The sequence below is a fragment of the Vibrio taketomensis genome (assembly GCF_009938165.1).
GTDB lineage: Bacteria > Pseudomonadota > Gammaproteobacteria > Enterobacterales > Vibrionaceae > Vibrio > Vibrio taketomensis.
This window is the reverse complement of the sequence record NZ_AP019649.1, coordinates 678,607-693,194: the sequence shown is the minus strand read 5'-3', so window position 1 is coordinate 693,194 and position 14,588 is coordinate 678,607. Positions and strand designations below refer to the sequence as shown.

General features: G+C 46.6%; 8 protein-coding genes. 2 read left to right on the top strand and 6 right to left on the bottom strand.

Annotated features, from left to right (window positions below):
* Positions 1-74 precede the first annotated feature (74 nt).
* On the bottom strand, positions 75-1,175 hold the full coding sequence (gene mltA, locus Vt282_RS03215; protein WP_408647116.1) for a murein transglycosylase A: 1,101 nt from the start codon (positions 1,173-1,175) through the stop codon (positions 75-77).
* 132 nt (positions 1,176-1,307) lie between these two features.
* A complete protein-coding gene (locus Vt282_RS03210) occupies positions 1,308-1,733 on the bottom strand; it encodes a DUF2850 domain-containing protein (protein ID WP_162062540.1) in 426 nt (141 codons plus the stop codon).
* A 166-nt stretch (positions 1,734-1,899) separates the two neighbouring features.
* Between Vt282_RS03210 and argA the strand changes: the two genes are divergently transcribed.
* The gene (gene argA / locus Vt282_RS03205; protein WP_162062539.1) at positions 1,900-3,237 is read left to right on the top strand and encodes an amino-acid N-acetyltransferase; all 1,338 of its coding nucleotides are present in this window, start codon (positions 1,900-1,902) and stop codon (positions 3,235-3,237) included.
* A gap of 210 nt (positions 3,238-3,447) precedes the next feature.
* Entirely contained in the window at positions 3,448-3,627 is a 180-nt protein-coding gene (locus Vt282_RS03200; RefSeq protein ID WP_162046997.1) for a hypothetical protein, read from the top strand.
* 143 nt (positions 3,628-3,770) lie between these two features.
* Here Vt282_RS03200 and recD read toward each other — a convergent pair whose 3' ends face one another.
* From recD to Vt282_RS03180, 4 genes are all read right to left on the bottom strand, one after another.
* On the bottom strand, positions 3,771-5,945 hold the full coding sequence (gene recD / locus Vt282_RS03195; RefSeq protein WP_162062538.1) for an exodeoxyribonuclease V subunit alpha: 2,175 nt from the start codon (positions 5,943-5,945) through the stop codon (positions 3,771-3,773).
* Positions 5,942-9,556, bottom strand: a complete 3,615-nt coding sequence (gene recB / locus Vt282_RS03190) for an exodeoxyribonuclease V subunit beta (protein WP_162062537.1) — start codon at positions 9,554-9,556, stop codon at positions 5,942-5,944. The genes recD and recB overlap by 4 nt, the downstream gene beginning before the upstream one ends.
* Before the next feature lie 287 nt (positions 9,557-9,843).
* On the bottom strand, positions 9,844-13,338 hold the full coding sequence (gene recC / locus Vt282_RS03185; RefSeq protein ID WP_162062536.1) for an exodeoxyribonuclease V subunit gamma: 3,495 nt from the start codon (positions 13,336-13,338) through the stop codon (positions 9,844-9,846).
* A 160-nt stretch (positions 13,339-13,498) separates the two neighbouring features.
* Positions 13,499-14,479: a TDT family transporter gene (locus Vt282_RS03180; RefSeq protein WP_162062535.1), complete on the bottom strand. Its 981-nt coding sequence runs from the start codon at positions 14,477-14,479 to the stop codon at positions 13,499-13,501.
* Between the last annotated feature and the right edge of the window lie 109 nt (positions 14,480-14,588).

Here is a 14,588-nt window from a genome sequence, read left to right as displayed (position 1 = left end):
CGATTTATACGCACTCTTTATGGAAATGTCTATACTCGCTCTTTGCTACGACAAACGGCTTGAGCGTAAAACAATTAGTTTTGTTTCTCTGGTGGCATCGCCCAAGGCGCTTGAGTCGCTGAATTTTCTAAACCCAGCTTCCACACGCGGCCAAAGTGTTTATAGTGACCAGCCTCTAGGCCCGCTCGTTCCCCCATACCATGGTAAAGGTCCAGATGATTTTGTTTTACTGCGCCACCGGTATCTAACACAATCAATAAACGCAATTGATGCGCCCCACTCCAACTACCATCTGAGTTTAGCAATGGTACTTCAGCCAGAATTGGCGTACCCATAGGAAGAATAGAACGATCGCCCGCTACCGATGCCATCGGTAGAAGTGGAATCCCCGCAGAGCCCGTTACCGGTGCATCCGCGCGTGGTTGGAAAAAGACAAACGAGGGGTTTTGCTCAAGCACTTCACGCACTGTGGCTTCGTCATTTGCCAGTACCCAATCCTTGATCGCTTTCATCGACATCTTTTCACGAGGTACTTCACCGCGTTCAATCAATACTTTACCAATGCTAACGTATGCTTTGTTGTTCTTACCGCCGTAAGCAAAATACTCAAGCGTGTCATCATCTTCAAAATGAACAAAGCCACTGCCCTGCACTTCCATCAAAAATGGGTCAATCATGTTGGCTGCATAACCAAGCTCTAAGCCTTGACCATTCAGAGCCCCGGCATAGATTTCAGCGCGAGTTGGGCAGTTTTTATCACAATCTGGTTTGGCATAAACGGGGTATTTATAGGTTTCGTTAGCTTGATGACGCAACTCCATCACTGGTGAGAAGTAACCGGTAAACAACACATTACCTTGCTTGTCACCACCACCTAATTGGGCGGTTTGAACGCCAAATTTGGCGAGTTGACTCGGATCGCCACTCTCTAGCACCCACTGATTAAGTTGCTCATAGAGTGGTTGGTACACTTTTGCCATCGAAGGCGAGTTGTCCACCACTTGCTCAGCTTGCTTAGCAAACTCAGTAAAATCTCGTGGTGCTACAGAGTGAATCTTTTGGGTTTGATTGAGAGTCGCCGTAAACTCTTGGTCAAAATACTGTTGCGCACGATCCGTTGGTTGTGCACAACCAAAAAGTAAAGAAGCCACGGCTAATGGAAGCATTTTTTTCATTATATTGAAGTCACTTAGGTAGATGTTGCGAGCATGACAAACTCTAGATGCTAGAGTCAATCTGATCAAAGTGAATTGTTGGCAAAATAACGCGTAAGACCAAGCTTCACTAATCTGAGCTGAGCATTTTATCTACAAACCACCCACACTCGACTTAATAAATACAGGTTTATAACCAAATTGCGTTTGCAGAGTCATCTGGTCCCAATTCTCATATTGGAATTTGAATCGACGCTCTTGGGTTCCATGTTGATAGACAAGGTAATCGCCATCAAATTCAAAATCGGTGTCGACTACGCCGCCATTAACGATCACACCATGTTCATTAATCACAATACGCTCAGCTTGATAGGAAGCGACATCATGTTCAATCCACACTCCGTAGATCAATGAGTTAGGATGCGTAAAGCGTTGATACTTTTCATGCAATAAAACACAGCCCTGAAAAATAAAGTAGGTGGTCACTATCGCTCCCAACCAAGCAAGCGCTTCTAAACCTTTCCTTTTTTTTGAATAAGGTTGGGATTGTGACATTTTTCCTTTCACTGTAAGGCTCATACACCTTAGCTCCACCGAACTGTAGACTACTCAGGCTGTATAACACGCACTCAATTTGCCGACAAACTAAGCGATAGTTTCTTCGACACTTATTCCAAAAATCGCTTGCTCATTAAAGAATAAATTTGCATTATAATTACATATTAATTCACCAAATGGATTCGTTGTGAAAATTCGTAGTACAGCACTCGTAAAAGGATTTCGTCAGTCAACGCCTTATGTGAACGCACACCGAGGGAAAACGGTGGTGATCATGCTGGGTGGCGAAGCAGTAGCTGATGATAATTTCAAAAATATTATCAGTGATTTAGCCATGTTACATAGCCTGGGCGTCAAGGTTGTATTGGTGCACGGTGCTCGACCACAGATCAACGACATCCTCTCAAAGAACAATGTAACCAACGCCTATCACAAAGGGGTAAGGGTTACCGACGCAGCATCATTACCACTAGTTATGCAAGCGGCAGGACAACTGCAATTAGCGATTACAGCCCAACTTTCAATGAGCCTCAACAATACGCCGATGGCGGGTACACAACTCAATGTAGTTAGCGGTAATTTCGTTATTGCTCAACCGCTTGGTGTCGATGACGGAGTCGATTATTGTCATAGCGGTAAAATTCGCCGGATCAATATTGAAGGCATCAACCGCATGCTGGATCAAGGTTCAATTGTGCTACTGGGCCCTATCGCGAGCTCAGTGACTGGCGAGAGTTTTAACCTACTTTCAGAAGAAGTCGCAACGCAACTAGCCATTCGTCTCAATGCCGACAAACTGATTGGCTTTTGTTCTGAGCAAGGCATTTTGGATGAGCGTGGCGGCGTTATCGCTGAACTGGTTCCTCGTGAAGCCGAAGCGATTTTACAGAAGCTTGAGCAAGACGTAGATCAATCAAGTGACAACTCTTCTGGCTCGCTGCGTTTTCTGCGCGCAGCAATTACCGCTTGCCGCGCTGGTGTACCACGTAGTCACTTAGTCAGCTACAAAGTCGATGGCGCTTTAATCCAAGAGCTGTTCTCGGTCGATGGTATCGGTACACAAGTGGTTTACGCCAGTTCAGAGCGTGTACGTCTGGCCAAGATTGACGATATTGGTGGTATTTTGGATTTGATTCGTCCACTTGAAGAGCAAGGCATACTCGTGCGTCGCTCTCGTGAACAGCTTGAACGTGAGGTTCATCAATTCACTATTATCGAAAAAGATGGTTTGATTATCGGCTGCGCGGCTCTGTATCCATACTTGGACGAAAGCATGGCAGAAATGGCGTGCGTGGCGATTCATCAAGAATATCGTGATGGCAATCGTGGCCTAGTCTTGCTCAATCATATGCGTCAACAATGTCGTCAGCAGGGTATTGAGCAGCTTTTTGTCTTGACCACTCACAGTTTGCATTGGTTCCGCGAGCAAGGGTTCAGTGAAGTTGGGGTTGATTCATTACCAACCCAGAAAAAGAATCTCTACAACTACCAACGTAACTCTAAAGTCCTTGCGATTGCTTGCTAAACCCAGCTGAAAAGCAAAACTCCCGAATCATGAATCCATCGTTCGGGAGTTTTTTACACAGAATCAAAAATGCGCTTTATTTCATAACATAAGTTGTATATTATTCACTCGATTTCAAAATTGTGAAACAGGATTCACATATTCTAGCTCCGCTAGACGCATGGATTGCTTTAGGTCGATAACAACATCAACTATGAGCAAACAAACGTCATGAGAACCATCATTTGTAACTCGCTGCAAAGCTTCTGGGATATGGCAGAAAACGAACTACTGACCGATCTCAATGTTCACTGTGTGTTTCCGGTCAACGATAGCCTTAAGAACATCATGCTGAGTTACCAAGTAGAATACAAAATTCGCAATATTTCGTTTACCACTGTATTTAACTAATTTCGCCTTTGCTTGCTGGCGAAGCCCAAGGAAGGCTAAGACTACCGACATAACTTGAAATTACTTGTATTGACGTTTATCCAAATAAACGCAGCGATTTCAAGCTAGACAGATAAACCAGGGAAGGTCTTCCCCCCTTTTTTTCATGCTTTCATACGCTCAACTAAACCACTGGCACGTTCTGTCATAACCTTAATGCCACGCTTGACCACATCCGGTTGTACATACATGGCCAAACGCTTTTTGGCACGAGTAATACCCGTGTAAATCAGCTCGCGGGTTAAAATCGGACTGTACTCTTTTGGCAAAATCATCAGTGTAAACTCAAACTCACTCCCCTGAGATTTATGTATTGTCATCGCATAGGCGGTTTCATGTTCTGGCACACGGCTTGGTAGCACTGATTTCACGCTACCATCTGGCAGTTCAAAAAACACTTTTAAGCGTGGCTCTTGCAGTGAATCATCCCAAATACAGATGCCGATATCACCATTATATAAACCCAACGCATGATCGTTACGCGTGATCATTACTGGCCTACCGTGGTACCAAAGCTCATCCTGAGTTTGCACTAACTTACGCGCGACTAAAGCCCGCTCAATGCGCAGGTTTAAGCCCGCCACACCAAAATCACCCTCACGGATCGCACACAACAAACGACAGCGAGCAAATGCATCCAAACCTGCCTTGGCAAGTTGCGTCACCGATTCTAATTGTTCAGTTGCCGAATCTAACTGACGCTGGCGAATACGTTTTAGATAACCGCTATACTCCACTACCATAGTTTGAATCAGTTGATTGTAGTGCTGCATATCCAATGGATATTGCTCAATATCAGCAAAATTACGCTGCCAAACGGCATCATAGTTAAAGCTCGAACCTGCATTGACCGCTTTCGCGAGCTGACCGATACCTGAACGCGCATCAAAGCGATAACTCTTTTGCAGCATACATAAGCTGTCACCTACTTGGCTGCCTTTTTGCTCGCTTTGCGCCAACGTGCGATAACCCGATAACTGCGCAATAAGCTCGCCTTGGGTTTGGCTATAACCATATTGATGGAATGAGCAGATGTCTCCCAGCACCGCCCCAGCCTCTACCGAGGCTAACTGATCTTTATCGCCAAGCAGGATTAGACGTGCATGTTTAGGTAGTGCATCCACCAGCTTATACATCATTGAGAGATCGACCATCGACGCTTCATCGACCACCAGAATATCCAAATGCAGCGGATTGGTGCGACTATGACGAAACTCAACGCTATTAGGAATAGCACCAAGTAGGCGATGCAAGGTACTCGATTCAGTTGGAATCGCCGCTTTAAGCTCAGGGCTTACTGGCAACTCTGCCACCGCTTTACCAATTGACTCGGTTAGACGTGCCGCTGCTTTACCCGTTGGTGCCACCAACTTAATGGTAGGCACTCGGCCATTATCACCTTCGATGCTTTGCGCTTGCTCAATCAGGGCCGCCAGCAATTTGGTTACCGTGGTGGTTTTACCGGTACCTGGGCCGCCAGAAATCACCGCAAAACGCTTAGTTAGCGCAATCGCTGCCGCCACTTTTTGCCAGTTTACACACACGGCTTGTGGCACTAACTGCTCAAGAGGAGCAAGCTGATCAGCACGCTTTGCTTGTAAAAGCAGTTGGTCAATCGCAGGCCAATCAAGTTGACTGTCATCCACCACATCTAAATGGTCGCACACCAATTGTTGGCGCAGCACCTGATTAAAACCCGTTTGCTCGGCAGCAGTGGCAAGTGCAGCAAACAAATATTGATAGCTGCGAGCAAATAAGTGATCGAGCAATTGGGCAAGCTTTTGTACATCATTAGGCTTTAGGATCATCGGTGTCCCAAAGCTCGCTAAACGCTCCGCAAGCGTCACTTCGTAGTGCCAGTAACGATGCAAATAGATACGAGCACCATCAAACACTAATGGCATGGCCAATAGTGGCTCACTACTTGGTTTAGCGACCCAAGCTGACTCAAGCAATATTTGTGACCAATTAATCGCCAGCAAGCGCTGATTCAGATCCAGAGCAGCTTCGCCGTACAAACCCAGTTTGGCGGCTATGTCCGTCGGTTGCATCTGTGCATCAAACAGTGGCAAACAAATATGCCCTTTGCCCAGTTCGCTACTCACCACGCCAGCGATAAAAGCAATTTCATCGCTGTGCGATTTACTGAACATAAACCGAGCCAGCTGGTAATCTAACTGACGTAGCGATCCTTTTTGCGCCAAACGCTGTAAAGTAGCCAATAATGGTGCATTAGCCTGTTGGGCTGGTGATAACAAAGGGTTGGTTACATGATTCATAGATCTAGTGCCATCTGTCCTGCTGAATTACCGCGAACTTCAATCGGCTCGCCATCAATCAATAGGTCTAATTCGGTTAAAAATTGCAAACTTGGTTTGGCGGAGAAAATGCCGTGTTGTCCTTCCCCATCCATGCCACGCAAGAACAAGTAATAAACCCCACCAAAGTGCTGTTGGTAATCGTAATTAGCCACACGACTACGCAGAAAACGGTGCAGTGCTAAAGCATAGATTTGATATTGCAGATCATAACGATGGTCAGCCATTGCTTGGCGCAGCGCATCACCATGATAATCATGAATCTCATCACCAAGATGATTCGATTTCCAGTCCAGCACATAGTATTTTCCCTGATGCTCAAACACCAAGTCGATAAAACCTTTGAGCATGCCCTGCACAGTGTGAAAACCAAGATCGCCCGCTTTAGCCGAAAGTGTGTCGTTGCGCTGGATCACTCGATTAAGCTCAGCAGCAGCAAGCACTTCAATTGGCAGTAAAAACTCCATTTCCACCAAGCGCTGAGCTGCCGTTTTTTGATTGAGTCTGAGTTCTTTACCATCAAGCGGCGTTGCTAAAACAGTATCAACTAACTGCTGCAAGATTGGTAGCCACTCGAGCTCAAGTTGCTCGCTTTCCATCAAGCTTAAAATCACCTGTTGGTTAGCTTCGCTATTGGCAGGTTCAGTGAACTCCACTTCTTCAAATAAGCTATGCAAAAACGTACCCGGGCGTGCGCCGCGTGGGAAGGTAAAGATAGAGCGCTCTGGCTCAACGAGCTCTTGCTCATCTTGCTCTTGGGATGAGTCGACATCCAGACGCAGTAAATCATCATCAGCCGAATGATGAGAGCCTTGCTTAACTAAACCGGAATAACTGGTGATACGCCAACTGCGATCTATCTCTTGCTCAAGCTCTCGTGCATAAAGCGTATTGGCTTGCACCTCATTAGCAACAAATGGCTCATCATAAGAGGGCGGAAGATCACTAAGTACCACACACTCCAAGCCATTGGCTTGTCGAGTAATCGCATTGGTAAGATCGCTAATGCTGCCCTCTTGACCATTTTGCAGCAGATAACCAATCGCACTGTGATGCACACCCGTTGGTTCTTTGGTTGAGCGTCCATTGCGCAGCGGCGCGGCACCAATAAAACAACCATACACCGCACGAGTTAAGGCAACATAGATTAAGCGTAAGTCTTCCGCCAGACGTTCTTTGTCTGCTTGTGCCAATGCCGCATCATTTTTGGTGATATCTAAAATAGTTTGATCATTTTGAGCATCGTAGTATTTCGCTTCACTCGCTTCTCGATAGCTAAGCACAAACGGCAAAAATACCAACTCGTATTCCAGACCTTTGGATTTGTGAATCGTAACAATCTGCACCAAATTGCGTTCTGACTCGAGACGCTGGATTTGATCGTCACTACCACCTAAACCATGTTGTGCATCACTGATCGCTTGCGCTAACCAGCGCAATAAACCATGGTCACTATCTAATTCACCACTGGCTTGTTGCAATAGCTCACCTAGATGCATCAAATCGGTCAGATGGCGCTCGCCATTTTCTTCTTCCAGTAATCGCTCAGCAATATGGCGCTTACTCATCACCGCTCGCAGCATTGGCAGCACACCTCGTTGCAACCAAAGTTTACGGTACTCTTTAAACTCGTTAACCGCATTTTCCCACACGCTTTCATCGTTATTCAGCGCATCCAAACTGCCGGCATCGAGAGCAAACAACTCAGAGGCTAAACTGGCGCGCAAGGCACGATCATTTTCCGGCGTCAGCACGGCTTGCAATAAGCGTTGCACATCTTGGGCAATCGCGGCGCTAAACACGCTATCACGGCTAGAGAGATAGACACTGGCAATGCCCTGCTTTGACAGCGCTTGTTTGATCATTCGGCCTTCACTACCGGTGCGCACCAACACCGCAATGTCGCCAGCTTTAATGGCATCGCTACCTTTACCGCTAGTAAAACACGCCTGACCTTGCTGCGCCGCCGTTAAAATGGTTTGAATCTGATCGGCGGTCGCCTTTGCCATCGCCTCAAGGTATTCACCTTTTGCCAACGGTTTGTCTTGGGCTTCTTGCAGCCAGTAAGTCAGCGCAGGTTGTTTAATGCCATTCAATTGCCAACTGCGCTGCTCGGCATTAGGGCTTGGGGCAACGGGGATAAAAGGAATGTCTTGATCATAAATAAAGGCACTGTCTGGTAGCTCAAACACTTGGTTCACTGCGGCAACCATATCTGCACTTGAGCGCCAGTTGGTGCCAAGGGTAAAGTGCGACGAAACCTGATTACGTGCTTTGATGTAGGTAAAGATGTCTGCCCCGCGGAAACCGTAAATCGCCTGTTTCGGGTCACCGATCATAAACAAACCACATTGTGGATGCGGCAAATAAATACGGCTAAAAATACTGTATTGCAGTGGGTCGGTATCTTGGAATTCATCGATCATTGCCACCGGATACAGCGTGCGAATCCGCTCGGCGAGCAGCCCTGCCTCATCGTTATCGATCGCAGCCGATAAATTGGTCAGTAGATCGTCAAACGATAGCCACTGCTTTTGTTGCTTAGCTTTAGCAAGCATCGTACGGCAATGCTCAATTGCATGTGCCAGTAATGGTGCTTTCAAACTCACCGGCTCAGCGAGAAAAGCTTCAATCGCCGCAAATACCGCATGCTGAGGCGCTTCACCTTTAGCCGTTTTCTCAATTAACACATTCTGCGCAAACTTTTCCAATTGCTCAGGGTAGCCATAACTTGTGGTTTCACTGCTCGCCCATTCGTCCACTGCCGCAAGCCAAGCAGGCAATGATTTGGCGCTGTAGCTACGTTTATTGATGCCGGAGTTAGCAATAAGATCATGGTAGTCTTTTTGCCCTGCTAGCCACTGTTTTTTTAGTTGGTCTATTTGCTCAAGATTGGTTTGATGCAGAGCAGCAAGATCACCTTGCATAGCATTCACAGAAAGCTTTAACGGTGCGCCGATCAAATAGCCTGAGATGTCACCAAGCAGTGCCGCCGGTGAACCCCAAATAGAACGCACTTCACCGGCCAGTTTTAGCGGTAATGGGTAAAAATTACGACGCCAATAATCGGCCACAATTTGTGCTTTAAGATGACTTTCATCGGTGACAAATTCATTGTCAAAGCGGCTGCCCGATTCAAACGCATTTTGCGTCAGCATGCGCTGACAAAAACCATGAATGGTATAGACCGCCGCTTCGTCCATTTGACGTTCTGCTTGCAGCAGAATCGAAGCCGCCTGTTGATGGTCACGAATTTCTGTAAGTAAAGGTTGGATCACCGGATCGTTGCTTTCACCACGAGCAAAAGCGATGCGTGCATCGTGAATACGAGCTCGAATACGATCACGCAGCTCCGCGGTCGCCGCTTCAGTAAAAGTCACCACCAGAATTTGATCGACAGTAAGTAGCACTTGATGACGAGAACTTTCACTGCCATGGCCAAGTAACAGACGTAAATATAGGCCAGCAATGGTAAAAGTTTTACCTGTACCGGCAGATGCTTCTATTAATCTGGCACCATGCAGTGGAAACGTCATGGTTTCCAATGGTGTGACAACTGACGAAGATGTCATATAAATCAAACCTTTATTTAACCTTAAATCTCAGCAAATCCAACAACTAACTGTGAGCTGAGCACAAAAATAGAATAATAATGCTGCTTTTGGGCGTGCATTCCCCGCAATGAGACCCTACTCACAGAACCCTAGTGACTAAATACATAATATCCGTGCCACGCGTTAAGTGATCGAAACGGATCATCTAACCAACCGAATCATGGTCCCTCTGACCTGTGGCCGTACAGCGAACGCCCTACACAAAATAATGATTTACTGGCGGCCACTTATTTCCTTTACTTCCCTTACTCATTATCTTGCGCATCACGCATGTGTAATCTTGGCGCCTGTATCACCAGTGCGGCCAAGCTGCGAACTTGTTGCGCTAACTCATCGTTCCATTGTGGCCAAATTCGTGAAATATACGTGTCTTTACCTTCACCTTGAGCGATAAAACTGTCATTAAACGCATCCGCCATTTTCTTCAGTGATTTGTCTTCATCATCGACCCACTCACCACTGCGGCTAAAGCCTGCTTCGATCGCTGCTAATGATGTTTTCGGGAAATACGCCAATGGCTTTGTCATGCCCTTATAAAACAGGCGAACCAATTCTGACAACAAGCTTTTCGCATGTTGAGGATCATCAATCGGTGGGTAAATCAGATGCACAACACCTTCTTTACGATCATAGCCAAGCATATGCGTGCGCTTAGCCGTCCCCATCGCCGACATCGCTAAATGATCGATCCAAGCACTTAAATAGTCTTGAGAACGAATTTTACCGCTGCGATAACGCACCAAACCGGATTGATAATTTTGCGTCAGCCAACCTTGCAAATAAATCAACTTATCATCGCCAAGCACATTCAGGCTGAGGTTGATTTCGATGTCATCACTTGGCGCATTGGAAACAAAACTCAATTTTTCCAACATCTGCTCAGCTTGCACGCGGTTGGTTTCAAACTCAATCTCACCAAAAGCGGCAACCGGCAGCTTACCTTGAGCACGCTGCTGAGCGACGAATGCTTCGACCACTAGCTCTGGTGCGGCTTGGTTTTTAAGCAAGTTATGCAGCAACTCATCACGCATTTGATAGCTTTCTAAGCCATTAAGTACAAATGGCTCATCATCCGGCATGATAGGTAGCGGCGGTTCAAACACCACTTTCAGGCGACGATTAAAGAAATACTGTACCGGTAAACGCCAAAACCGTTGCAGCTCAACCAAATCAAGCTCTAGTGGGTAGGTGGCATCGAGTAAATACTCGCTCAATTGGCGATTAAACTCACCACTGCGCTGACCTAAACGGTTCGCCGCTGGCAGCCACTCTTTGGCGTAACTTGCCCCAACTAAATTGCTCTCAGTGTGGCTAAATGCAGCCGAGCTAAATGGCACCATAGTATGGTGCTGATGAAGATGGGCAATCAGCTTATCGCCACTCTCATCCACACTGCCCGCTTCATCACCCGCTAGACAATAATTTTGGTGGCAGTACTCCATCAGTTCAGAGACCAGCACCGATGGCACACGCTCAGTGTTGTCTTGAATCGAACGACCAACGTAACTGATATACAGCGTTTGCTGCGCAGAAAGAATCGCTTCAAGGAACAGATAACGGTCATCATCACGACGAGAACGGTCACCAGCACGAGTGCGGCCATTCATCAAATCAAAACCTTCGGGGGGCATAGAACGGGGGTAAACGCCATCATTCATCCCTAGTAAACACACGGTTTTAAATGGGATTGAGCGCATTGGCATCAAGGTACAGAAGTTAACTTGACCAGCAAGAAAACGCTGACTGACACGAGTACCAGAAAGTTTGTTGTTGAGGTATTGCGCCATTATGCTTGGAGCAAGATCTTGACCAAAAGCGGCATCTTCAAGCTGTTCTTTCAGCGCTGTTAAGGTGTCGCGAATCGATTTCAACGCCACCTCACCTTCTAGCTCAACATTAAAGAAATCATCGAGCATGCTGGTCAATAACTGGCGCCAACTGTCAATATTTTGCGTTTGTGCCAAAGCTTGGCGATAGTAGCTCACAGTTTCAATAAAGTGCGCCAATTTGCCGGCCAGCTCCGCTCCCATGCCTTGCACTTCGTTGTATGGCGCTAACGTTTGTTCACCATCAGTAAACAAACCCGCTGACTCCGGCATCGAATAGCCAAGTAACATTCGTTCAATACCAAATTGCCAAGTGTTCTGGGCAGTCTCAGGCAGATCAAATTCACTACCCGTTGCGGGATTTAAACCCCAACGAATGCCCGACTCTTCTACCCATAACTTGGCTTGGAGAAATTCCTCTTCCGCCAAACCAAAGCGGCTTAAAATGCTTGGGGTTTCCAATAACTCAAGTAGTTCAGAGGCAAGGCAGCGAGTGTTGGCTAAATTCACCAACTGCATAAACGCCGCTAAGATCGGGCTTTCTTGATCGGCAGTGCGGTCAGAGATCGAATATGGGATGTAACGCTCGCCTGGCGCATTACCAAATACCGCTTGAATGGCTGGGCTGTAGGCATTGATGTCCGCCACCATAACAATAATGTCACGTGGTTTGAGATTTGGGTTGGCATCAAACATTGCCAGCAACTGATCGTGCAGCACTTCCACTTCACGCATCGGGCTATGACAAGCATGGAGTGTCAACGAGTGATCCCCAAGTTGCACCGCTTGTTTGTGATGACTGGAAATCAGTTGGTGATCATCTTGATGCTCTTCAAGATTAAGAATATCCGCTTGCAGTTGATGCAGTAGTGAGTCTCGCTCAATTTCAACAAAGGCTTCAATTTCATGGGATTCAAGCTGCGACAATAGATACATGTTGTCACGTCCCAGTTTCCCCATCGAAGCCAGTAAGCTGTTGCCAACCACATCCGTATGCAATTCATCACCAGCAAGTTCATTGCCATTGGCATCAAACAGCAGATTGTCTTCCAGCGAGCCTTTTAGCTGTTCACTTTCACCTTCGTGATGAGACTGCTCATCACGCCACACCAAATGTTTGCGCTGCTTAGCGGCCAGTTTGGCGAGAAATTTACGATCACGCACCTCACCCCAGTAGTAACGACAAGGGTTGGTAAACATTAGATGAACATCAATATGCTCACCGAGCGCTTTAAGCGCATCCATATAGCGAGGTGGCAGTGACGAAATACCAAACACAAACAGACGTTTTGGCAGCCCTTCAAGCTGACCTTGAAAACTCGCTAGGCTATCAATGAAATGCTCGTACAAATTGGCACGATGATAAGGTGACTGACCAAGCGCAACTGTATGATCGTACAGCGCCTGCCATAATATTGGCTGCCAAGGGTGCTCATCACCAATCTCAGCGACGGCTTGGCCGGCCTCCCAACTGGCAATCCACTCAGGGCGATATACTAAGTAACCATCAAAAATATCGGCAATTTTTTCAGCTAACTGGTAAAGCTTGGAGCTATCATGGTCATCGACAAGATAGCGTTCAAGCGGCGCAAATTCTGGCTGATTAAGTAGCCCAGGAAGAATTTGCATCAACTTCCAACTCATCGATTCTTTGTTAAATGCACTGCGCTTTGGTACATCGGGCAACACTTGAGTAAACATGTTCCAGATAAAGGTCGCTGGCAGTGGAAATTCAATATTCGCTGCAACGCCAAACTCTTTAGCCAGCGCCATCTTCAACCATTGAGACATGCCAGGGCTTTGCACCAGAATTTGTTCTTGCTCGAATGGGTTTTCTAATGGATCAATTCTGACCAGTTCCACGAGGAGAGACTTTAAAACATCAACTTGGTTGGAGTGGTAAACAGTAAACAAAATGCATGCTCAAATGATTGGCTCAATGGGCTGAGATTAGCATAGCTAAAAGCGGTTTACTGAGGGAAAAACGAGAGTTTGCGCTAGGTTGCAGTTTCTTTATACAAAAAGCCAGATCACCTCTCGATCTGGCTTTTTCGTGGCTTGAACACCTTGAACACTATGCAACCGTTGACTCGCTACGCACAATCACACGATGTGGTTGGTAGAAGTGGAAGTAACGTGCTGCAACGTAAGTGACAACTGCTGTTGCAACCCAAAGCTCACCCACGGCGAGTACATGAACTTGGTTAACATAGTGCTCAGCAATATTCATTTGCACCATCCAATGAGTCAATTTGAATAGCGCGGTAGCACCAATCACCATTGGGAAGGTAAACGCGGCATAACCAGGACTAAATGGTAGACGAAGCAATTTAATAAACGCTAAGTAAATAACCACTGTCATCAGTACCGCGATACCAAACAGTACGGCAATGATCACTGGTGATGGATTCGCAGTAACCGTAAAGTAACCCGCAAGCGATAGACTCGCTGGCGCTGCCATAATAGCTAAGGTTGGTTTCGCTGCATCTGGAATTTCACCAGCAAAAATGAGTCGGTAGATCATTGCAGGTAGCATTACTGCATAAGCAACCAAACCAAAAATCAGCGTCGCTTGTGCAACCCAAGCCAAATGTGGGTTACCTGAAAATGACACATCAGCAACCACTATACCCACTGGCGGCACGAACCAACTTGGCACCATATGAGACAGCTCAAAGTTTTTCGCACGGTGGTAAGCAAAGCTGGCTAAAAAGCTAATATGCAGCGCCACTGCTGCCAGCCAAACTGCATCACCCGCCACAGGGGCAAATTTACCGATGGCGTTTGAGACCACCATGGTTGCCATAGCAAAAGTTGGTACTACACTACCCACCACTGGATGCGCAAGGTCTTGCGCCAATAGATGACGGTGAAACAAAAATTTTACCGCTAGAATAACAAGCAGTAGTGATGCAATCGCGGCACCAACAAGTTGTCCGTAACCATTAAGCGCAACGGCATTCTCCCAGCACCATCCGAGACTCGCGATGCCCAAAGCCAAGCCAGCCATTGGGGTTGGCGCGCCAAATACTTTTGCTTTCGTTGCGTTGATCATGGTTCACACTCTTTACTTTCTCTTATCTTTACGACGGATTCTACGCTTGCCTTTTGTTAAGTTATATCTAATTATTTAAAACGTAAGTTCAACTTTTCTAAACAAAGAC

What these genes read in the sequence shown, in the direction of transcription:
- mltA (WP_408647116.1), bottom strand. Translation starts at nt 1,175, where the DNA reads ATGAAAAAAATGCTTCCATTAGCCGTGGCTTCTTTACTTTTTGGTTGT.
- Vt282_RS03210 (WP_162062540.1), bottom strand. Translation starts at nt 1,733, where the DNA reads ATGAGCCTTACAGTGAAAGGAAAAATGTCACAATCCCAACCTTATTCA.
- Vt282_RS03200 (WP_162046997.1), top strand. Translation starts at nt 3,448, where the DNA reads ATGAGAACCATCATTTGTAACTCGCTGCAAAGCTTCTGGGATATGGCA.
- recD (WP_162062538.1), bottom strand. Translation starts at nt 5,945, where the DNA reads ATGAATCATGTAACCAACCCTTTGTTATCACCAGCCCAACAGGCTAAT.
- recB (WP_162062537.1), bottom strand. Translation starts at nt 9,556, where the DNA reads ATGACATCTTCGTCAGTTGTCACACCATTGGAAACCATGACGTTTCCA.
- Vt282_RS03180 (WP_162062535.1), bottom strand. Translation starts at nt 14,479, where the DNA reads ATGATCAACGCAACGAAAGCAAAAGTATTTGGCGCGCCAACCCCAATG.